The sequence below is a fragment of the Stieleria sp. JC731 genome (assembly GCF_020966635.1).
Classification (GTDB): Bacteria; Planctomycetota; Planctomycetia; order Pirellulales; family Pirellulaceae; genus Stieleria.
Genome location: NZ_JAJKFQ010000001.1, coordinates 1,467,628 through 1,488,566 on the forward strand (window position 1 = coordinate 1,467,628; position 20,939 = coordinate 1,488,566).

At 54.1% G+C, this 20,939-nt stretch carries 17 protein-coding genes and 1 tRNA gene; 15 read left to right on the forward strand and 3 right to left on the reverse strand.

What is annotated here, in order from left to right:
• Positions 1-184: 184 nt before the first annotated feature.
• Positions 185-257, reverse strand: a tRNA-Gly gene (locus LOC67_RS04915).
• Positions 258-850: 593 nt separating this feature from the next.
• Here LOC67_RS04915 and tig point away from each other — a divergent pair.
• The 8 genes from tig to LOC67_RS04955 all read left to right on the forward strand — a co-directional run bounded on the left by tig (position 851) and on the right by LOC67_RS04955 (position 8,942).
• Positions 851-2,335, forward strand: a complete 1,485-nt coding sequence (tig, locus tag LOC67_RS04920; protein WP_230261392.1) for a trigger factor — start codon at positions 851-853, stop codon at positions 2,333-2,335.
• Between the two features lie 17 nt (positions 2,336-2,352).
• Positions 2,353-4,161 (forward strand): SpoIIE family protein phosphatase, encoded by a 1,809-nt coding sequence (locus LOC67_RS04925; RefSeq protein WP_230261393.1) that lies wholly within the window; start codon positions 2,353-2,355, stop codon positions 4,159-4,161.
• Positions 4,158-4,427 carry an acylphosphatase gene (locus tag LOC67_RS04930; protein WP_230261394.1) on the forward strand — a complete coding sequence of 90 codons (270 nt, stop codon included), beginning with the start codon at positions 4,158-4,160 and terminating at the stop codon, positions 4,425-4,427. Before LOC67_RS04925 ends, LOC67_RS04930 begins: the two co-directional genes overlap by 4 nt.
• A 399-nt stretch (positions 4,428-4,826) precedes the next feature.
• Complete coding sequence (locus LOC67_RS04935) at positions 4,827-5,735, forward strand: sugar phosphate isomerase/epimerase family protein (RefSeq protein WP_230261395.1); 909 nt, start codon at positions 4,827-4,829, stop codon at positions 5,733-5,735.
• Entirely contained in the window at positions 5,735-6,628 is an 894-nt protein-coding gene (rsmH, locus tag LOC67_RS04940) for a 16S rRNA (cytosine(1402)-N(4))-methyltransferase RsmH (RefSeq protein WP_315861029.1), read from the forward strand. Before LOC67_RS04935 ends, rsmH begins: the two co-directional genes overlap by 1 nt.
• A gap of 115 nt (positions 6,629-6,743) precedes the next feature.
• The gene (locus tag LOC67_RS04945; RefSeq protein ID WP_230261396.1) at positions 6,744-7,544 is read left to right on the forward strand and encodes a sulfotransferase domain-containing protein; all 801 of its coding nucleotides are present in this window, start codon (positions 6,744-6,746) and stop codon (positions 7,542-7,544) included.
• A gap of 706 nt (positions 7,545-8,250) precedes the next feature.
• Complete coding sequence (locus LOC67_RS04950; protein ID WP_230261397.1) at positions 8,251-8,679, forward strand: hypothetical protein; 429 nt, start codon at positions 8,251-8,253, stop codon at positions 8,677-8,679.
• Between the two features lie 2 nt (positions 8,680-8,681).
• The gene (locus LOC67_RS04955; RefSeq protein ID WP_230261398.1) at positions 8,682-8,942 is read left to right on the forward strand and encodes a DUF5989 family protein; all 261 of its coding nucleotides are present in this window, start codon (positions 8,682-8,684) and stop codon (positions 8,940-8,942) included.
• Positions 8,943-8,951: 9 nt separating this feature from the next.
• Here the strand turns inward: LOC67_RS04955 and rny are convergent, their stop codons facing one another.
• Positions 8,952-10,547, reverse strand: coding sequence for a ribonuclease Y (rny, locus tag LOC67_RS04960; RefSeq protein WP_261366492.1), 1,596 nt, complete (start codon positions 10,545-10,547; stop codon positions 8,952-8,954).
• 195 nt (positions 10,548-10,742) lie between these two features.
• Between rny and tilS the strand changes: the two genes are divergently transcribed.
• The 3 genes from tilS to LOC67_RS04975 all read left to right on the forward strand — a co-directional run bounded on the left by tilS (position 10,743) and on the right by LOC67_RS04975 (position 16,465).
• A complete protein-coding gene (tilS, locus tag LOC67_RS04965) occupies positions 10,743-11,813 on the forward strand; it encodes a tRNA lysidine(34) synthetase TilS (protein ID WP_230261399.1) in 1,071 nt (356 codons plus the stop codon).
• Between the two features lie 97 nt (positions 11,814-11,910).
• Positions 11,911-14,148, forward strand: a complete 2,238-nt coding sequence (locus tag LOC67_RS04970) for an FAD-dependent oxidoreductase (protein WP_315861030.1) — start codon at positions 11,911-11,913, stop codon at positions 14,146-14,148.
• A gap of 262 nt (positions 14,149-14,410) precedes the next feature.
• A complete protein-coding gene (locus LOC67_RS04975) occupies positions 14,411-16,465 on the forward strand; it encodes a PTS sugar transporter subunit IIA (RefSeq protein WP_230261400.1) in 2,055 nt (684 codons plus the stop codon).
• Between the two features lie 30 nt (positions 16,466-16,495).
• Here LOC67_RS04975 and LOC67_RS04980 read toward each other — a convergent pair whose 3' ends face one another.
• Positions 16,496-17,461: an SMP-30/gluconolactonase/LRE family protein gene (locus LOC67_RS04980; protein WP_230261401.1), complete on the reverse strand. Its 966-nt coding sequence runs from the start codon at positions 17,459-17,461 to the stop codon at positions 16,496-16,498.
• A gap of 329 nt (positions 17,462-17,790) precedes the next feature.
• Between LOC67_RS04980 and LOC67_RS04985 the strand changes: the two genes are divergently transcribed.
• The 4 genes from LOC67_RS04985 to LOC67_RS05000 are packed head-to-tail and all read left to right on the forward strand — an operon-like array spanning position 17,791 to position 20,933.
• Complete coding sequence (locus LOC67_RS04985; RefSeq protein ID WP_230261402.1) at positions 17,791-18,975, forward strand: Sua5/YciO/YrdC/YwlC family protein; 1,185 nt, start codon at positions 17,791-17,793, stop codon at positions 18,973-18,975.
• Complete coding sequence (gene rpiB / locus LOC67_RS04990) at positions 18,975-19,484, forward strand: ribose 5-phosphate isomerase B (protein WP_230261403.1); 510 nt, start codon at positions 18,975-18,977, stop codon at positions 19,482-19,484. The genes LOC67_RS04985 and rpiB overlap by 1 nt, the downstream gene beginning before the upstream one ends.
• Positions 19,481-20,506: an ATP-binding protein gene (locus LOC67_RS04995; protein WP_230261404.1), complete on the forward strand. Its 1,026-nt coding sequence runs from the start codon at positions 19,481-19,483 to the stop codon at positions 20,504-20,506. Before rpiB ends, LOC67_RS04995 begins: the two co-directional genes overlap by 4 nt.
• Positions 20,490-20,933, forward strand: coding sequence for a DUF3750 domain-containing protein (locus LOC67_RS05000; protein WP_230261405.1), 444 nt, complete (start codon positions 20,490-20,492; stop codon positions 20,931-20,933). The genes LOC67_RS04995 and LOC67_RS05000 overlap by 17 nt, the downstream gene beginning before the upstream one ends.
• The last annotated feature ends 6 nt before the right edge of the window (positions 20,934-20,939 follow it).

The window sequence follows — 20,939 nt, forward strand, 5'->3', positions numbered from 1 at the left end:
GTTCGGTCGCTTGCGTTGTTGTCACGCGCTTGTGGTTTCGTTCCGTGATGGCCGCGTGCGCGGTTGCCTTTGGTGTTCTTGCCGGTATCGCGTTGTGTGGCGATGGTCTCGTGTGGTGCGGTGCCGGTATGGAAACGAAAAAAGCCCGCTGGAGATTTCCAGCGGGCTTTTAATTTTTATCGAGAGCGGCTGATGGGATTCGAACCCACGACAATCACGTTGGCAACGTGATGCTCTACCAACTGAGCTACAGCCGCTTGCGTTTGGTTGAGGGGCTAGAGGTTAGCAGCAGTTAATCGATCGGCAAGCCCTCCTGTGAACTTGATGCAAAATTCTTTCCGTTGACTCAAGTTCAGCCTCTCTGGTTGGTGGGAAGCGTGCATATTTAGAGGGGATCGTATGGATGCCGCATTCAATTTTGCCGATAGCAGTAGGCCTGGAACCAACCGAAATCTGTGGGCTTTGCGTTCGCTTGCGATGGTTCAAGGCGGCATGGCGGATAGCTTGCTGACGCATCGTTTTTCGGTGTTTTCCCCATTGATTCGGGCATGCACTGACCGAGTTTGCTTCCGTGCTGTCAGTCCGGTAGGCGTTGCGCGGCAACGGGTAAAAGTGTTCGTCCAGAAATTTTGCCGCTTCGTCAGAAAACGCTGATCGCTTATCTGCCGCAAAATACGCAGACATTGACTTGCCGATTTTTACTGATTCGCGATAGATTACGGGCTTCTAAAGCGAAAACACATATTCGCGGAGAAGGTTGGCTCGGTGCGTGATTGGCATCGTGTTTGCCCCGCGACGTTTATAGGTTTCAAATCACTTTCCCCATTTTCCCGCGAAGGTTTGCCACAGGATGTCCACGTCCATCGATACACCCGAAACGGCCGAAAGCCCCAAGCTGCAACTGGATGTCCAGGTCAATACGACTCAGGCTTGCGTGCGCGAAGTTGTCGTGACGATTCCATCGGCTGAGGTTCAGCGTTACCTCAAAGAAGCATACGACGAGTTGGTACCCGAGGCTCAGGTTCCCGGTTTCCGTAGCGGTCGTGCACCACGCCGTCTGGTTGAAAAACAATTCAAAGATCGCGTTGTCGAGCAAGTCAAAGGCAAGTTGTTGATGGATAGCCTGACTCAGGTGACTGAGTCGGAAGACTTCTCTGCGATTAGCGAGCCCGATTTCGACTACAACTCGATTCCTGATCCCAGCGAAGGCGACTTTACTTATCAGTTCACCATCGAAGTGCGTCCGGACTTCGAAACACCTGAATGGAAAGGTTTGGAACTGACCAAGCCAGCTGTCAACATCGACGACGAAGCGATCACCGATTCGTTGGATCGTGTGTTGCGAGATCGCGCTTCTTGGGAAGCGACTGAAGAGGCGGCGGAACTTGGTGACCGTTTGTTGGTCAACATCAACTTCACCGAAGACGGAAAGTCGATTTCGAAGCTTGAGGAAGAAGTCGTCACTCTGTCCGAAAAGCTTTCCTTTAGCGATGGCTTGTGCAGCGAATTCGGCAAAGACGTTGCAGGCAAGAAAGAAGGCGACAAGGTAACCACGAAGGTTGAATTGTCCGGCGAAGCGGCTGGCGAAACCGAACGCAACATTGTTGCCGAAGTGACGGTTGTCGAAGTTCAGAAGTTGGAAAGCATTGAACTGACACCAGCGTTGCTGGAAGAGTTGGGCGATTTCGAATCCGAAGAAGAACTGCGTGGTTTCATCAAGGAATCACTCGAGCGTCAAAGCGAGTATCGCGTCAAGCAACACATCCGTCGTGAAGTAACTAACCTGCTAAGCGATGCGGTTCAGTTCGAGCTCCCGGAAGATCTCGTTCGTCGTCAAACCTATCGCGAAATGCAGCGCCGTATCATGGAATTGCAGCGTAGCGGTTTTGACGAAACGCAAATTCGTGGTATTGCAAACGCGCTTCAGCAGAATGCACGTTCGACCACTGAAGCCGCTTTGCGTGAGCACTTCGTGTTGGAGCAAATTGCTGAAGAGCAAGAGATCGATGCAACTCCAGAGGACTTTGATGTCGAGATCAACTTGATCAGTCAGCAATCTGGCAGCAGCCCACGTAAGACCCGTAGTCGTCTTGAAAAGACTGGCCAGATGGACGCTTTGCGTAACCAAATCGTCGAGAGCAAGGTGATTGACCTGATCGTCGAAAATGCAAAAGTGACCGAGAAGGACATGTCCGACGAGATGGACGATTCGACCAACGAGACTTATCCGGTTGACTTCAGCGTCTTGGGAACTCGCAACGATGGTGCGATTCCAGAAGCGAAGTACGAAGATAACTCGACCCCAGAATCGAACTCTGACAAAGATAAAGAGTAAGGGGATCTGTTGAATCGATGGCGTTCTTATCAACAAGCCCAGGTAAAAACGCCCTCGGGGGCGCCGACGTTGCTGCGGCAACAATTGCTGGTGGCCCCGAACGATTTAAACTGCACCAAGGCGAGACTTCGATTGGTCGTCATCCTGATTGCCATATCGTGGTCGACGCCGGGCCGGTAAGCCGGTTTCATGCTAAAGTAATCGGTGAAGGAAAACGCTTCACCGTGCATGACCTTGGTAGCCGCAATGGGACTTATCTAAACGGGCAGCGACTCAGCGCTGCCCAGGTTCTTCGCGAAGGCGACCGAATTCGTATCAGTGAGATCGAGTTCGTCTTTCATGCAGACGAAGTACCTCAATTCGCTTCGTCGCTATCGTCGGAGGTCTCATTCTCCGGTTCAAACTTCGGCATCGTGATGACGGATGATGAGCCAGAGTCATCTCGCTCGATCGCCCCTCGCGTCAAATACGAAAAGTCCGATGACGGGCTGAAGATGCAGGCGACTGCAGAAGCCAAGTTAGAAGCGTTGCTAAAGATCAATCGCAATCTTGGCAGTGCGCTTTCGGTGGATGAGGTCCTGCCGAAAATCTTAGATAGCTTGTTCGCGATTTTTCCGTCGGCCGATCGTGGCTTTGTTGTCTTGCAAACCGATGACGATCAGCTGCAGACACGTTGGGTAAAAACGCGGCAACAGGTTGACGAAACTCAGACGGTGCGGATCAGTCGGACAATCATTCGGCGTGTTATCTCGACCGGCGAATCGATCCTTTCGTTTGATGCGACCGAAGACAGTCGATTCGATAGCAGTGAGTCCATCGCGGACTTTTCCATCAAGAGTATGATCTGTGCCCCGCTGGGCGATGCCGATGGGAAAAAGTTTGGTGCCATTCAGATCGATTCGACGCAGGGACGTGGCCAGTTTGCAGAAGACGACATCGATCTGTTAAGTGGTGTTGCTGCGCAAGCGGGCATCTTGATTACGAACGCTCAGATGCACGAGCAAGCGCTCAAACAGCAAGAAGTCGAGCAGGACTTGCGTTTGGCTACGGATGTTCAGAAAGCTTTCTTGCCGCAATCGTCACCGGAGACAAGCGGTTGGGAGTTTGACAGTTTCTATCGCGCGGCGAATCACATCGGTGGCGATTATTACGACTACATCCAACTGCCCGATGGACGTGTCGCAGTGGTCGTTGCGGATGTTGTCGGGCATGGTGTGGCGGCAGCGATGTTCATGGCAAAGCTATCCGCCGAAACGCGTTTTTGTCTCGCCAGTGAATCCGACGTGGCGCATGCGATCGAATGCCTGAACGATCGTATGAGTGCTTTGGAAGTGGAGCGATTTGTCACGTTCTTGATGGTGGTTGTTGATCCGAATCAAGAAGCGGTCACGATCGTCAATGCGGGACACATGCCGCCAATCGTTCGCCGAAACGGTAACGGAGAGATTCTCGAGCCGGGTGCGGATCAATCCGGTTTGCCGATCGCGATCATGTCAGGAATGGAATACGAAGCGGTTTCGTTGCCGGTCAAGCCAGGTGATTTCTTGCTGCTTTACACCGATGGAATCAACGAGGCGATGGATTTCAAGGATGAAGAATTCGGAATCGATACGATTCGCGAATTAGTTTCCAAAACGGATGAAGTGACTTCAATCAAAGATCGCATCGTCGGTTCTGTTCTCCAGCATATCGGTGATGCACCGCCGTTTGATGATATGTGCTTGGTGGCGATTCGGCGTACGGGTGAACCAGGTGCGAAAGTGAACGACGGTCCTGTCGTCTCTGAGACGCTAGGCGAAGATGACATTCGGTCGTTGAAGTCATGAATAAACGCGTCGTTGTCCGATACCATGGTCGCGTTCAGGGCGTCGGCTTTCGTGCGACGGCGCTTCACCATGGGCGAGGTTTGGACGTCCACGGATTCGTTCGCAACGAGTTCGACGGAAGTGTGTTGATGGACGTCGAAGGCCCGAAAACACATCTGGATGAACTGCTTCAGCGAATCGAATCTCGCCCTGCAGGTTCGATCGATCACAGTGACGTTTCTTGGGAAAAGCCTCTCGGCCGAAGCAGCGGCTTTTCAATTGCGTAGGCGGTCGGTGTGTCGACGTCTTTGTGGGTCGAGGCGAAGGCTTTCCCATGTGCGCTGGGCGCTGATTGCCTTGGTGTGGTTAGCTCACGCTGGATTTGTGTTCTTTCACCGCTGGTGTTTCGCTTAGAGATTAAAGCGGTATTGCGGGTGGTGGTTGGGTGCTAGTCCTGTCGACGCCACAGAGTGTCTTTATCAGGCGTCGATCCGATTCAGCCATAGCACATCGCGATGGTGAAGTCGTTTAAAGACGTTAAAACAATGCCCCGATCGCATCGAAAACTTGCGACTTGGCTGTCCGAGGGTTCCAATCCTTGCTTCTCGTTGTCGATTGGAAGCATAATGGTAGCTCACGCTCGCCCTACCCTCCCCCGCCCTGCCCTACCCCGTTGAGGTCACGCCATGCAACGTCGTCAAGTTTTGCAAACTCTTGGAGCTGTCGGATCGTTGTCGATACTTGGGGGCCAATGTGGGCGTGTCTTTGCAGCAGCAGAAGCGACACCCTGGATTCGCAAAACGTTGAAGATCGGGATGATCGGCGTGAAAGGTTCGCTTGAGGAGAAGTTTGCTGCGGCCAAAGCGGCTGGCTTTCACGGTGTTGAAGTAGCGGTCCCAGGGATCAGTGTTGAGGAAATCAATCATGCCGCCAAGTCTGCAGGGATCGTGATCGATGGTAGCGTCGGGAGTCAGCACTGGAGTGTGCGTCACAGCGATCCGGATCCTGCAGTGCGTTCCAAAGCATTGCAGCAGCTGAAGCAATCGATTGAGGAAACGTCTGCGGTGGGTGGTGATAGCTGTCTCGTGGTCGTGGGGCACGGCAATGATGGAACACAGGACGAGGTCTGGAAGCGATCATCCGACAATATGCACGCTGCTATCGAGACCGCTGAAAAGTACAACGTGAACTTGCTGATCGAAAACGTTTGGAACAAGTTCTTGTACGACCACGATGGCGACGCTGAGCAGTCTGTCAAACCGTTGGCAAACTATGTCGATTCATTTAAGTCCGATCGAGTTGGTTTGCAGTTCGACCTCGGCAATCATTGGAAATACGGCGACATCGCGACTTGGGTCCGCGAGCTGGGGCCGCGGATTATGAAGCTGGATATCAAGGGCTTCTCTCGTGAGAAGAACCAGTTTACGAAAATCGGTGAAGGTGACGTCGATTGGCCCGGTATCGAGGCAGCGCTACGTGAGATAAAGTTTCAGGGATGGTGTGCGGCCGAAGTCGGGGGCGGTGGGCCGGATCGCTTGAAAGAAATCGCCGACAATATGGAAGCCGCACTGCATTGCAATCAGAACAAGGTTTAATGGACGACGCGGATTATTCGTCAGGTTCTTGCCACGTTTCCGTGATGCCTGACGAAATCGTCGAATGGGTCGCTGGATGCAATCCTAAAGTGGTGATCGATGGGACGTTCGGTGGTGGCGGTCATAGCCGCCGAATGATCGACGCGATTGACTCGGTTGAACTTGTCATTGGGCTCGATCGAGACCCAGCGGTTCTAAAGCGTGTCGAGCAGGAAAGTGTTGATCGATTGAGCGTTTTCTTGGCGAGTTACGAACAGGCAGCTAAGGCGCTGGAGGTCTGTGAAGTTGATCGCTGTGACGCAATGGTTCTGGACTTAGGTTTGTCGAGCGATCAGTTGGCCGACCGTGAACGCGGATTTAGTTTCCAGTTCGATGGTCCACTCGATTTAAGGTTTGATCCTGAGAACGGGATTCCGGCTAGCGAATGGCTCGCTCGCCAAAGCGAAAAAGAGATTGCGGATGCGATCTATCAATTCGGTGAAGAGCGATTCAGTCGACGGATCGCGCGAGAGATCGTTGCCGCGGCAAAGCGGCGCGAGCATGTGCGTACGGTTCAGCAGCTTGCAGATATCTGTCGACGATGTGTCCCGCGATCGAAGAACCATGATATTCATCCGGCAACGCGAACCTTCCAGGCGCTGCGGATTGTGGTGAATGATGAGCTAGGAATCCTGACACGGACTCTTAGTGCGGCCCCCGATTGGCTTAGCCAAGGCGGTCGCATGGTGGTGATCAGTTTCCACTCGCTGGAAGATCGCATCGTCAAGCAAGCCTTTCGAGATGACGATCGTTGGAACGTGTTGACAAAGAAACCGCTACGACCAACCGATGCTGAGACCGCAGCCAATCCCAGGGCCCGCAGTGCAAAACTACGCATCGCTGAACGGTGTTAATCGCGTCTGATTCTGGTGAATGAAGTCCCTAAAACGATGTTTCGGTGATGTGGGGAATTGGATAGCATCCCCCCGGAGACTGCTGTTTACCATCACTTCTTTCTGGGAGACCGGAATGGAACCAAGTCCTTTGCCCCGGGACATTTCCTTTTCTGAATCCGTTTATTCCATTGAAAACACGTCAGACGAAGATGTCTTTGTCGCTGGGTATCCGAAATCGGGTAATACCTTGCTGCAGCATTGCATCGCGCACCTGATCCATGGATTGAATGAGTCCGCTGGCCGGACGCTCGTTCATCTAACGGTGCCAGATGTCCATGCGAATTCGCACTATTTTCGGTTGCAAGATCGTTGTTTCTTCAAAACGCACGACTTACCAAAGAAGCATCATCGCAACGTGATTTACATTGTGCGTGATGGACGGGAAGCCATGCTGTCGTACTATCACATGTTGCGAAACATGGGCCATGACGTTTCACACAGTGACGTCTACTTAGGCCAACTAGAAGTCTTTGGCGGACAGTGGCATACGCATGTTGCCAGTTGGGAATCGAACCCCTTTAACGCCAATCTTCTTTGGTTGCGTTACGAGGACATGAAGTTCGACAAGCCGAACCAGCTCAGGCGGATTTGCGAATTTCTAGAGCTCGAAAGAAGTAAGCAAGAAATTGCGGAAGTCGCTCGCCTGACATCATTTGAGCACATGCAGCAGGTAGAACGGCGCAGTGACTGGGTCAGGCAGAACATGGTCGTGTTCAAGAAGCCCGGTGGGTTTGTTCGCCGAGGTGCCATCGATTCCTACCGGGAAGAGGTGGCGCCAGAGTTAGTGTCCGCGTTTGAATCGCGAAGCGCATCGGTGCTGCAGCGACACTATCCGGATTCCAATAGCGGTTCGTTGCTGAAGAAAGCGGGCTGAGTTGGACGAGCGACGCCGTTTGCAAATGCTGCCGGCCGCCTCCATTTAGGCACCCTGCATCCGCCGCTGATTTTGAGCAAGATCTACCTTCGCGAGCGTTCGCGATCGGGCACCTCGTGCGCCCGATCCGTGAGGTTTCGGAGACGATTATAGCGGAGGACTCTAACCATCAACGATCGTCAGCCCGTGGCCGCAAGCTGACCGCGTTAACCCCACGCGAGGCGAACTCGCGGAAGATAGGTAATCTCGATATCGACGCTATTAGCGGGGGTCAGAATGCGTGGCGTAGAACGCAACTTTATAGATAGCAAAGACTTACGTCATTCTGAGGGGAGCCGCTCGAAACGAAAGTTCGCGTCGATTGGTCTCAATCGGTAGCTCTAGGTTACGCGCCGCCCAGACTCGGTCAACTGCAGATTTTGGCATTTTGAAGCCTCCGAATCGGCCGTTTGGCGGTAACTCGTTGGGCGATGACGAGTTAAGGCGGGGGGCCCGAAGGGCGACTTTTTTTCAGGATTTAGGCGACGATTTGGAAATAGTCCTTCGTGGTGGTGTTCGGCAGGCCTTTAGGTGCTGGTCGGGTGACAGGATCTGGCATCCGGTTGGCCTACGCGTGGCTTTCGGGCGATTTCTGAGGACTTCGTTGCGATGTCCTGTTGGCTTTTGGTTTTCCCTAGGCGGAAGTTCGAGGATATGATCGTAGGCCATGAAAAAAGCGACGCATTCCGACCGACCAGGCAAACCTGACACGTCTCCCGGATTGCTTTCGGGATTGTCGGTCGGGGGGGCGATGCTGGTTCTGGCGATGGTCATTCATCGCCAGTTTGATTCCACGCTTTCCAAATCGATCGCAATCGCATTTGTGACATCTGGACTTGCGTTCATGCTTGCGTTTGCCGCATTCCCGGCCCAGCGTGGGCGATTCCTGCGTGCTTTCGAGCAGTTGACATTTCCACTGCGTTGGATCGCAACAACGTTGGTTCTCGCCCTGCTGTACTACTTTGTCGTGGTCCCGATTGGGATTTGGTTTCGTTTCAGTGGACGATCGATGCGACAGGTTGATCCGTCGGCGACAACCGGTTGGGAACCGCTAGAAGCGACGCAGGACGACGAATCCTACTTTCGGATGTTTTGACGATGTCGGATCACAACGAGATAGAAACGCGAGGTGTGCCCGCGGAATCTAAGCCTGCGAAAGACAGCGCGTCAGTTGCAGAAAAGACATTTGAGGACCAAGCCGCGTCGCCCGATCCGGGTTTGATCGAAGAGTTCGTTTGGTTTTTGCGCTACAACAAGAAGTGGTGGTTGCTGCCGATTGTCGTGGTGCTGCTACTGTTGGTCGCCCTGGCGTTCGTCACGACTTCGCCAGCGGCGCCGTTCATTTACACGCTATTTTAGCCCGGCGGCCTATTTGGCGATTTCTGTAAACGTGCTTTCGCGGAGCACGGTGACTTTGATTTCGCCTGGGTACATCAGCTCTCTTTCGAAAGCCTTGGCAATTTCATGGCAGATGACAGCGGACTGTTCGTCGTTCGTTGAAGTACTGTCGACGATCACTCGAAGTTCTCGGCCGGCGCTGATCGCGTAGGCTTCGCGAACGCCCTCGAAGCGTTTGGCGATCGCTTCGAGTTCTTCCATGCGTTTGATGTAGCGTTCCAGCGATTCACGACGAGCACCGGGGCGCGAAGCACTGCATGCGTCCGCGGTCGCGACCACCATGGTGAAAGGGTGTTCGATGACGATTTCGTCGTGGTGGCCGAAAGCGGCATGGACGACTTCGGCGGATTCGTTGTGCCGACGAAGGATGTCAGCCCCGATTTTGGGGTGTCCGCCTTCGAGTTCATGATCGGCGGCTTTTCCGATGTCGTGCAGCAGCCCACATCGACGTGCGACGTCGCCGTTCATGCCGAGCATTTCGGCAATCATGCCCGAGAGGAATGCGACTTCGATACTGTGGCGGAGGACGTTTTGGCTGTAGGAGGTGCGGAAGTGCAGCCGGCCAAGCAGTTCGATCAGGCGATCGTGAAGGCCTGGCACGTTGACTTCGTCGGCGGCTTCACGGCCCTTTTGCATGATCAGTTCGTTGATTTCACGCTGGGTCTCGCTGACGACCTCTTCGATTTTTGATGGGTGGATCCGTCCGTCCGCAATGAGAGTGGTCAGTGATCGACGGGCAATTTCGCGGCGAACGGGATCGAAACCGCTGACGATAACGACGCCGGGGGTATCATCGATGATGACGTCGATTCCGGTTGCCTTTTCGAACGCTCGGATGTTTCGACCTTCGCGTCCGATAATTCGTCCCTTCATGTCGTCGGTGGGGACATCGACGGTGCTGGTCGTGCTGTCGGCGGTAAAGGCAGACGAATACCGCTGCATGGCAGTCAGCAGCATTTGACGGCTCTGTTCTTTGGCCGCTTCGGTGATTTGCTTTTTCTGCTTGAGAAGGACTTTTCCACGTTCGTGTTCGAGTTCTTCGTTGAGGACTTCGAGCAATTGCTCTTTGGCTTCCGCCCGAGTCATTCCGGAGATTGCTTCGAGAAGTCGTTTTTGTTGCTCTTCAAGTTTCCCCAGTTCTTCTCGTTTATTGGTCAGCATTTTCAGCCCCGAATCGAGGCGTTGCTGAGCATTTTCAAGTCCACGTTGCTGTTTTCGCAGGTCCGCTTCTTGGACATCGAGCTGTTCGCTGCGCCGATCGAGTTTTTCTTCGCGGGCGTGCTGGCTGCGACGAGCGTCTGCAAGTTCCGTTTCGCCTTTCGATTTGATCTCCAGAGCCTCTTCTTTGGCTTCCAGGACGATCTGAGACTTCATCGATTCAGCTTGACGGTTGGCCTCGTTGAGGATTTCATCAGCCCGCTCGGCCAATTTGATTTTGTAAACGGTGTATTTCCATCGCTGGTAACCCATCATCAACACTGCACCGGCGAGAACGCCAGCAAGGGAGTAGACGAAGAAGTTCTCGTCCAGTGATGAAGCGAGCAGCGGCTCGAAGAAAAGTGCCATCAATGGGGTCAAGGCGACGGGGCGTGTTCGGCGGGTGGAAAAGGGCGGTAGACTGGCCGCTCGCACGACAAGTCCGTGTCGCGCTGACGGTGAAGATCGTAACAAATTTTGGTCCTCAGTGGGCAGTGCCCTACCCATTCCCGGCAACCGAATGCCTAACTGAAGGCCCGAAGTTGCCCAAACTTGTGCCGCAACATGTCCGACGGTGTCGACAATTCATCTTCCTGGGACCAGATTCAAGAAGCTTTCCAGGCTAGCTTCCCAACGCACAAGTATAGCGATGTTGGTGTGGTCATCGGTTGCAGTGGCGGCGCCGATAGCGTTGCCCTGTTGCGAACCGTTGTCGAGCGATTGAGTCAGCATGCCCAGCGACAACTCCGGTCGGGCACGCAAACGCGATCGACAGCGTGTCGCGGTTTTGTTGTCGTCGCCCATTTCAATCATGCTTTGCGCGGATCCCAATCCGAAGGCGATCACGAATTCGTTGTCAATCTTGCCGGGCAACTGGGCGTCCAAGTGGTTACTCGCCGCGGTTCTGGCAATCGCAGCGATGAAGACTATGCCCGTCGTCAACGATATGGCTTTTTCCGAGAAGTGCTGCAGCAACATGGGGCTCGCTACCTGATGCTGGGGCACAACCTTGAAGACAACGTCGAAACCGTCCTGTTTCGATTGATGCGTGGGACTGGGCCGGCGGGATTGGCCGGGATCGCCCCATTTCGTGAGTTCTCGTCCGACGAAGACGGGCGCGACTTTGTCATCGCCCGTCCGATGCTTTCGCTTTCCCGAGAGCTTATTCGCCAGGGAATGCGTTCTGAGGGATATGCCTGGCGTGATGATGCATCGAATGAATCCGATCAATACAGCCGAAACTGGATTCGCAATGAGCTTTTGCCAAAGATGGCGGAACAATTTCCTGACGTCACACAGGGTATCACTCGGGCCATTGCTTCGCAGCGTCAGTGGGCAGAGACGATCGGTCGCTTGGCCGACGACTGGTTGGACAAGAATCTTGTCAGCGATGAACCGCTGGTGCTCCGCCGCAGCGATGAACTAGAGAAGCAAGACGCGGCGGTCACTGTGGAGGCTCTTCGTGTTTGTTTCCAGAAAAACCAGTTGCCACTACGTTCGATGAGTCAGCTTCATTGGCAGCGTCTGTTGGAACTGATCTGCGGCAGCGGCTCGGGAAGCATTCATTTGCCGGGGGCGATCGTCGCAGTGCGTGAATCGGCGACGATTCGAATCTATCGAGATCAGCAGGCTTGATGCCGGGCAGCTACACTAGCCCTTTGAAAACGGGGCAAGCACCTGAAGCGAGGGTTGCTGATCACAACTCGGAACGCTCGTAGGATCGATTGCCTTCATGACAGAACAAAGCAACTTGCAAGGATTCAATCGGATGATTGGAAATCACGATTCGGCTTGGGACTCCCCTGCCCCGCGGCGATCTTCAGCGATACAGATTCAACGTCAAGCCGATCGTTCTTTCGGCCGGCGAATGGTTTGCTTTGCCTTGGGCATCGCGACAGTTGTCGGACTGACAGTGTCATCAGCATCCAACGCGTCTGCCGAAAATTACAAAGCTGATGTCGTGATCTACGGCGGCACTTGTGCTGCGGTGACAGCGGCTGTCAAAGTGAAACAGGGTGGGCATAGTGTATTAATCGTTTGTCCGGACAAGCACCTTGGCGGTCTATCAAGCGGTGGACTCGGCTGGACCGATACTGGCAAGAAAGAAGTGATCGGCGGGCTTTCACGCGAATTCTATCATCGCGTTTACCAAAAGTATCAAAAGGCTGGGAACTGGAATTGGCAGACCAAGGAAAGCTATGGCAACAAGGGGCAAGGCAACGCGGCCATCGATGGAGAGAATCGCACCCAATGGATCTTTGAGCCTCATATTGCCGAAGAGGTTTTCGAAGACATGGTTCGTGATTTTGAAATCCCTGTCTATCGTGATCAGTGGCTCGATCGCAAATCAGGTGTGACCAAGACGGGAACCAAGATCAAATCCATCAAGATGCTCAGCGGTGACGTTTTTTCTGGGCAGATCTTTTTGGATGTGACCTACGAAGGCGACTTGATGGCGGCAGCTGACATTCCCTATCACGTTGGCCGAGAGTCGCAGGACGCTTATGGCGAAAATTGGGCGGGCGTTCAAACCGACATCAATCATCACCGCCACCACTTTGCGGTGCTGCCGCCGATCAGTCCATACGTGATTGCGGATGATCCAAGCAGTGGCGTGTTGCCTCGGATCAGTACCGATCCACCGGGTGAAAAAGGTTCGGCCGACCACCGCGTGCAAGCCTATTGCTTCCGCATGTGCTTGACGGACCATCCCGAAAACCGAGTGCCCTTCACGGCTCCGGAAGGCTACGACCCGGCTGACTACGAACTGTTGGCCCGAATCTATGAGGCTGGCTGGAAGGAAACGTTCAACAAGTTTGACCCTATCCCAAATCGTAAGACGGATACCAATAACCATGGCCCGATGAGCACTGACAATATCGGGTTCAACTATGACTATCCCGAAGCCACTTACAAAGAGCGTGCGGCGATCATTCGTGAGCACGAGAATTACCAAAAGGGATGGCTGTACTTTCATGTCAGCGATCCGCGAGTGCCAGAGTCCATTCGAAATGAAATGAGTCGCTGGGGATTGTCGGCTGATGAGTTCACAGACAATGGCAATTGGCCACATCAAATCTACGTTCGTGAAGCCCGGCGGATGATCGGTACTTTTGTGATGACCGAAAATGAATTGCAAAAGCGTCGTCCGACGCCAAAGTCGGTCGGGATGGGATCGTACGCTATTGATTCCCATAACACCCAGCGCTACATCACCGCCAAAGGCCATGTTCAGAACGAAGGCGATGTTGGTGTTTCGACGTATGGCCCCTATGAAATTTCCTATGACAGCCTGGTGCCTCGCGCTGACGATTGCACTAACCTGCTGGTGCCCGTTTGTGTTTCAAGCTCGCACGTGGCATTCGGTTCGATTCGTATGGAACCGGTCTTTATGATCTTGGGCCAAAGTGCAGCAACGGCTGCGGTCATGGCCATCGACGGCAATACATCGGTTCAAGAGGTTCCCTATGAGGACTTGAAGAAGCGATTGTTGGATGATGGGCAGGTGCTTCATTTTGCGAGCACATTGTCGAGTGCCAATGTTCGGTTCCCGAAGGAATTTGACGGGGTCGTTCTCGACGACAAAGATGCAAAGTTGGTCGGGAACTGGCAGCACAGCAATGCCAACCGCCCCCACTTTGTCAGCGGTTACTTGCATGACAATCATTCGAGTGATGGCATGTATTCGGCGACCTTTGAGACCGATCTAAAGCCTGGGAAGTACGACGTGCAGCTGGCCTACCCGCCAAATTCCAATCGCGCGTCCAATGTGCCCGTGACGATCGAACATGCGGGCGGAACCGCGTCAGTGATGGTCAACCAGAAGTTAGCTCCGACCCTCGAAAAGACCTTTTCGTCACTCGGTGTTTTTCGATTTGATGAACAACAGCCGGCAAAATTGACGATCACGAACGAAGACACGAATGGTTATGTGATCGTAGACGCGGTTAGATTTGTTCCGGCTCAATAGAGATCGCTTTGCAGCGGCGTCGCCGGTTTGAAAAATCGAACTTCGATTTCAAATCGGCGCGTCTTCAACAGCGACGCAATCTTGCTCGGTTAGATTAAGACGCTTGCCCGCGTTCATTCTGGAGGGCTCAATACCAAGTCGAGGCACCGCGTCCCTAAAACGCGTGCTTCGGAAATTTGGTGATTTTTGCATCTTCGGTCATACTCTCGCGTCCAACTGGAAAAAATCGACATAGAAGACGACTCGCAAGGGAGAGCGATCGATGAAGCGATTGATCGACGCGATATCGCAGGGTAGCTGCTTATTAAACGTTGACGCCAGGACAATGTCCGATGTTGTCCTTGCCGGCGTTGACTATCTAATTCAAAGCGGGCGTCTTACCGAAAGCCAGCGTGACGTCGTCGTCGACGGGATCATGGAGCGTGAGCGGCAATTTCCAACCGCAATCGGACATGCGTGTGCCATCCCACACTACTACGACGACCGGATTAGCGAGCCTGCGGTCGTCTTTATGCGACTGAAACATGCTGTCAACTTGGGTGCTCCCGACGGTATCGCGACTCGCTACATCTTTTTCATGGTCGGTCCGACGACACACGCGTCCGCCCACTTGGACACACTCTCGTCCGTCGCACGGATGATGAGTGATAATGTTTGTCATTTCGAATTGACCTATGCCAAGAACGCTCAAGACGTACTCGATGCGATCGAGCGGCATTTGACGCGGACGGTGTTGGCCAAACCCGCCAAGCCTCGCGAGATCACCGAAGGTTTGCGAGCGGCGTCAAAGCCTTTTGCGGGGCTGAAGGCTGATGTGACACGTCGGCTAAAACATTACAAGTCAGACTTCGTCGATGGGTTGCGGGCGAAAAGTATCGCCTCCATCGTTTTCATGTACTTTGCTTGTGTCGCACCCGCGGTCACCTTTGGTGGCTTAATGGGAAGGGAAACCGACGGTGTCATGGGGGCCGGTGCGATGCTGTTGTCCACAGCCGTTTGCGGCATTTTGTATTCACTGTTTGCCGGCGGTCCACTGATCATTCTCGGAGGGATCGGACCTCTGTTGATCTTTACCATCATCCTGTACCAGTTGTGCCAAGACATGAATCTGTCCGAGCATTTCTTGGGAGTCTACGGATGGGTCGGGATTTGGACGAGCGTGCTGACGGTGATCTTAGCGCTTTCCAACGCCAGCAACCTGATGCGGTATTTCACTCGTTTTACCGATGAGATCTTTTCGGCGCTGATGTCGATGATCTTTATCTATAAAGCGATCGAAGCGTTGGTCGCAGGATTTCGTGTTGCGGCAGAACAAGGTCTTTCCAATGAAAAGCCGCTGCTCGCGATTGTGCTGGCCGTTGGTACGTTTTACATCGCGATGACGCTTGCCGGGTTCCGACGCAGCAAGTACCTGTTTTCTTGGATGCGAGAATTCTTGGCGGACTTTGGGCCATCGATCGCACTGGGGTCGATGGTCGGGGTCGCATGGTGGCTCGGCAGCGCGGCAACCTTGGATACGCTCGAAGTCTCCGCTGCTGCGAGCGAGCGCGGCGGGATGATCGTCGACCTTTGGAGTGTGCCTTTGTGGGTTAAGTTCGCCGCGGTCGGACCTGCCGTACTGGCGGCGGTATTGGTCTATCTGTCACAGAACATCACGGCTCGCTTGGTCAACAGTCCCGAAAACAAGCTAGAGAAAGGCGAGTCATATCACTGGGACTTGATGGTCGTCGGAGTCCTGATCGGGATGTGTTCCCTATTCGGTTGGCCTTGGATGGTAGCGGCAACGGTCCGTTCGTTAGCTCACGTGCGAGCTTTATCTGACACCGAAGAAGTTGTCGGCAGCAAAGGTGACAAGCAGGAACAGATCATTCATGTGCAAGAGAATCGAATCACGGGCCTCTTCATTCATTTATTGATCGGTGGCTCGCTGCTCGCATTGCCGCTGCTAAAGTATGTGCCAATGGCCGCGTTGTACGGCATCTTCCTCTACATGGGATTCGTCTCGTTGCGAGGCATTCAGTTCGTCGAACGATTGGGATACTTGTTCATGGATTCGTCTCTGTATCCGGTCAATCACTACACCCGTCGGGTGCCAACACGAACGATTCACTATTTCACATTGATCCAGTTGGTGTGTCTGGCAATGCTTTGTGTGGTCAATGTCTTTCCCAGTCAGCCGGTGCGTATTTTGTTCCCTGTGTTCATCGCGCTGTTAGTGCCGGTGCGAGCGATCTTGGGACGATTGTTTGACAACGATCACCTGGCATTTCTCGACGCCGATGAAGCGCCCGATGAAGAGGAGTTGCACTGGCTGTAGTGAGACGTCGCTGTGCCCAATGGTATCGGGCTATGTAGGGACTGCGGCACATTGAACGCGGTGATTGTTGCTGTCCAAGATATGCATTCGGTTCTTCGAGTCGACGACCAATCCCCAAGGATCGTAGAGCTGTCCGGGTTGCAGTCCTGGCGAGCCCCACGTGCCGATTGAATTGCCTTTGGTATCGAAGTGCTGAACACGGCCATTGCCATATTCACAGACTACCGCGTCGCCTTCGGGCATGACAAAAACACCGTAGGGATAAAACAGTTGACCAGGGCCGCTTCCGGGGCTTCCCCAGATGTCGATCAGCTCTGGTTGCTTTCCTGAAAGATCAAACCGTTGGATTCGATGATTTCCGGAATCGGCAACCCACATCACGTTGCCGTCGATGTGCAAACCTTGAGGGCGAAGGAATTGTGTCGGTTCCCGGCCGGTGGCTCCCCAGGAGAGAATAAAGTCGCCATCGGGCGAGAATTTCTGGATTCGATCTGCGTCGCCGTATTCCCCGATATAGATGCAGCCTTCGTTGTCGGTCGCGACATCGGTCAGGAAGGCAAACTCACCCGGCCCAAATCCGCTGGTCCCACCAATTTCACGCTCTTCGATACGTTCGCCTTCGAGGGTATAGGCGAGCATTCGATAGTAATGGGTGTCGGCGACCAGCAACAAATCGTCACTGGGCGAATCGCCGAACATGATTGTCATTCCTGTCGGCTTTCCATTGGTAATATCCGGGGTTCGCCAATCACGGAGCCAGGTTCCGTCTGGCTCGAAGACTTGGATTCGCCCTGTTTTGTCGACGATGTAGAGTTGGTCATTTCGGTCGATTGTGATTGCACGCGGCGTCAAAAAACGGCCATTCGCTTGACCTCGACGTCCCCAGATCAGCTCCGGTGTGTCAGATTCACTGCGGCTGACGCACCCACCCAGATTTGCTGCGGTGAATGCGGCCAACGCGTTCGCTAGGGCCGTGCGTCGGCTGACAGAGGTCATTGCAGTTTGCGTATCCGGGTTTGCTGGGAATTGAGGGCTTGCTGCGAATCATGGCGTGCAGCGAGTCAGGGTCGTGCAGCGAATCGAAGGCGTGTATGGCCATATTGTACTGAGATTGTTCCCCTGGGGTTGGTGTGTCGGCGTATTGTTGGGGTGAACCTATCCCGTCCGTCCGTGGTGTGCACTGCCGGATCGCGACAGCTGGGGCACATTCAGCGTCCTTGCCGATTCAAAATTGCCAGGCCTACAATACGGTTTGATTGGCTGGGGAAACCCGCCGCGAAACGTAATCACCTAACCGGTCAGCATTGTTCTATTCGTCGGTTTTCATGACCAAAGTCTTTGATCTTCGCCAAACCGACGACCCACGTGATTTTATCCATCGTACAGTCCAGGCATTGACCGAAGGCCAAGTTGTGGCACTGCCGACGGATACGTCGTATGGTTTCGCAGCTCATGCGTTGAACGAGTCCGCCGTCAAGCGATTGGCAGAACTTCGTGGCCAGGTTGGTGCCCCCCTCGCGATTTCGGTGCGTAGCCGTCAGGCGGCAGAAGACTTTTTCTGCGAACCTGCACCGGTCGCGCGGCGACTTGCCCATCGATGTTGGCCTGGTCCGTTGACGCTTGTGACGCCATGCGACAATCCCCATTCGGCGATTGGGCAGTTACCGGGAAACGTGCGTGAACTGATCGTTGGGGAACGTCAGACGGTTGGTTTTCGTGTCGCCGATCACCGAATTTTGGAATCAATTCACCGCTTCATGGCGGCGCCGCTGGTGCTGACCGGGGCGCATCGTTTGGATTCTACCGATAAGGGGGGTAATCCTAACTTTGAAGCCCAGGGGGTGTTGGATCAGTTCCGCGGTGAGGTTCCACTGCTGCTCGACGACGGTCCAACTCGTTATGGTGGTGTATCGACGGTCGCTCGCGTTATCGAGAGCCGTTGGGAATTATTGCGAGAAGGGGTCATCGAACGAGCCGCTATGAATCAATTTGTCAAACCGGTTATCGTATTGGTCTGCACGGGAAATACGTGTCGAAGTCCAATGGCGGAAACCTTGATGCGAGAGCTGTTGCTGAAGAAACTAGGACGCGAGGATGCCGTCCGTGTTTTGTCGGCAGGTGTAGCGGCATCGGTGGGGTCGTGCGCGAGCCCACAAGCGATCGAAGTCATGGGTGAACGCACGTTAGATTTGACCGGCCATGCCAGCCAGCCACTCGGTGATGAAATCATGAACGTGGCCGATCTGGTTTTGACGATGACCCGCGCACACCGCGCGGCGATCTTGGCAGCTTGGCCTGAAATGCATGATCGTGTTTTTACACTTCGTCGTGACGGCGGGGACATCACCGATCCGATCGGAATGCCTGTCGATTCGTATCGAAAGTGTGCCGATCAGATGGAAAACGAGTTGTCGGTTTGGCTTGAACATTTGGGCGAAGATTTTTTCCCCGTTGCCGCCGACGACGTTAGTCCAACCGATTCCATTGATGAGGATCAGGAGTCAGCTTGATGCGAATATCGTTAGGCAGTGATCACCGTGGAGTACACATCAAGGCACGATTGATCCAATCTCTGCAAGCCAATTCATTTGAGATCATCGACGAAGGGACATTCGATGAAGTCGCCGTCGACTACCCCGACTATGCCGAATGTGTCGCCCGACGCGTCAGCTGTGGCGAAGCCGAGCGAGGGATTTTGATCTGTGGTACCGGCATCGGGATGGCCATTGCGGCTAACAAATTTGTCGGCGTGCGCGCCGCGCCCTGCTATGACGAAGTCATGGTGGAAATGAGCCGACGTCACAACAATGTGAACGTGCTCTGTCTGCCCGGCGATCTGATCGGGGAGCGTTCTGTTGACGATTTGGTTCTTCGATGGCTGCAAACCGATTTCGACGGCGGTCGCCATTCCAAGCGTCTCGATAAAATCTGCAAGCTCGAAGCCAAGAATGTCGAGTCGTCCGGAAGTGATGACTCATCATCAGCCGATGGACAGGCGACGCAGCGGACAACCACATGATTGCCCAGTGGTCTAGTCTGATCGGGAACGACCATTTGCGTGATTGGTTCAAAAATTCTATTTCGCAAGGTCGCTTCGGGGGGAGCTTGTTGTTTGTCGGACCTGCCGGTGTTGGCAAGCGAAGCGTCGCGACACTACTGGCGCAAACTCTGCTTTGTGATCGTCAGCCACCACAGGCGATGGAGCCGTGCGGCAAATGCGAAGCTTGCGTGCAGGTGCGGGCCGAAACGCACCCCGACGTGATTCGCGTCCGCAAACCCAAAGATCGAACGACGATTCCCGTAGACCTTTTGATCGGGGCACCCGAAGTCCGGATGCAGGAAGGCTTTTGCCGAGACGTTCGACTAAGTCCGTATTGCGGGCGACGAAAAGTTGCGATCCTCGAAGACGCCGACTTTCTTAACGAAGAAGGTTCCAACTGTCTGCTCAAGACTTTGGAAGAGCCGCCCGCCGATGCCGTTATCATCTTGGTCGGGACAAGCGAGCAAAAGCAATTGCCAACGATTCGTTCCCGTTGCCAGGTGATTCGTTTTCGGCCCTTATCCGACGAAGACGCGATCCGCTTGATCCGCGATGTGCATCAAGTCGACGCGACCGACGATGCCATCATCGAAGCCGTCGATGTTGCCGCCGGAGACATTTCAGCCGCGCTGCGATTGCTGGATGATTCGACACGGCAATTCCGAACCGCGCTCACCGAAGCCCTCCGTCAGCCAGTTCCTGACCCAGCGACCATTCGGCGGATTGTGACCGATCGGATGGAAGCGGCCGGAAAGGACGCGCCAAAACGACGTGCCGCATTACGCGATATCTTTGCGATGTGTATCGGGCATTATCGTTCGACGATGCGCGAACAGGCCAGCCGATCGGCCAGTCGTGCGGTGACACTGGCAAGACTGGATCGAAGCGTCAGGGCGCTGCGTGAACTCGACCGGATGGCAAACCTGTCGACACTGGTAGATTGTTTCGCTGCCGATCTGTCCGCAGGTTCGACAGGGGATCGTGGTGACATCGGCTCCTGAGATCACGGCTTCTGAAATCACCGCTTCTGGGATCACTGTCCAGCTTTGGGCAGGACGTCTGCCACGGATCGCCTGGTTTGCAGAACACTGTTGGTTGGTGATCTGCGATGGCCAAAGAAACGACCGTTGGGAGGTCTGGCAGTATCCCGCTTGTGGCCCAACCTACTGGGGACACTTGCATCGCAACATGATGTCGCCGTTCGTCTGGATACGAAATCGCCCCAAGTATTTCTTGCACGAATTCGTTGGCAGTGAAGCTGTCGAACTTGCCGAGCGGATCAAGTCGTCACCGACCGAGTATCCTTGGTGCAATCGGTATCACTACGTTCCCGGTCCCAATAGCAACACTTATATCCAATGGTGTTTGCAGGATCGCTATCAGTTAGGCATTCGAGCGATCGGACGTCGCTACGCGAATAGGGCCTGATTGCGC

Bases quoted from the DNA above. Each gene is read 5' to 3' on its own strand.
- tig (WP_230261392.1), top strand. From the start codon at position 851: ATGTCCACGTCCATCGATACACCCGAAACGGCCGAAAGCCCCAAGCTG.
- LOC67_RS04925 (WP_230261393.1), top strand. From the start codon at position 2,353: ATGGCGTTCTTATCAACAAGCCCAGGTAAAAACGCCCTCGGGGGCGCC.
- LOC67_RS04930 (WP_230261394.1), top strand. From the start codon at position 4,158: ATGAATAAACGCGTCGTTGTCCGATACCATGGTCGCGTTCAGGGCGTC.
- LOC67_RS04935 (WP_230261395.1), top strand. From the start codon at position 4,827: ATGCAACGTCGTCAAGTTTTGCAAACTCTTGGAGCTGTCGGATCGTTG.
- rsmH (WP_315861029.1), top strand. From the start codon at position 5,735: ATGGACGACGCGGATTATTCGTCAGGTTCTTGCCACGTTTCCGTGATG.
- LOC67_RS04945 (WP_230261396.1), top strand. From the start codon at position 6,744: ATGGAACCAAGTCCTTTGCCCCGGGACATTTCCTTTTCTGAATCCGTT.
- LOC67_RS04950 (WP_230261397.1), top strand. From the start codon at position 8,251: ATGAAAAAAGCGACGCATTCCGACCGACCAGGCAAACCTGACACGTCT.
- LOC67_RS04955 (WP_230261398.1), top strand. From the start codon at position 8,682: ATGTCGGATCACAACGAGATAGAAACGCGAGGTGTGCCCGCGGAATCT.
- rny (WP_261366492.1), bottom strand. From the start codon at position 10,547: ATGGCACTTTTCTTCGAGCCGCTGCTCGCTTCATCACTGGACGAGAAC.
- tilS (WP_230261399.1), top strand. From the start codon at position 10,743: ATGTCCGACGGTGTCGACAATTCATCTTCCTGGGACCAGATTCAAGAA.
- LOC67_RS04970 (WP_315861030.1), top strand. From the start codon at position 11,911: ATGACAGAACAAAGCAACTTGCAAGGATTCAATCGGATGATTGGAAAT.
- LOC67_RS04975 (WP_230261400.1), top strand. From the start codon at position 14,411: ATGAAGCGATTGATCGACGCGATATCGCAGGGTAGCTGCTTATTAAAC.
- LOC67_RS04980 (WP_230261401.1), bottom strand. From the start codon at position 17,461: ATGACCTCTGTCAGCCGACGCACGGCCCTAGCGAACGCGTTGGCCGCA.
- LOC67_RS04985 (WP_230261402.1), top strand. From the start codon at position 17,791: ATGACCAAAGTCTTTGATCTTCGCCAAACCGACGACCCACGTGATTTT.
- rpiB (WP_230261403.1), top strand. From the start codon at position 18,975: ATGCGAATATCGTTAGGCAGTGATCACCGTGGAGTACACATCAAGGCA.
- LOC67_RS04995 (WP_230261404.1), top strand. From the start codon at position 19,481: ATGATTGCCCAGTGGTCTAGTCTGATCGGGAACGACCATTTGCGTGAT.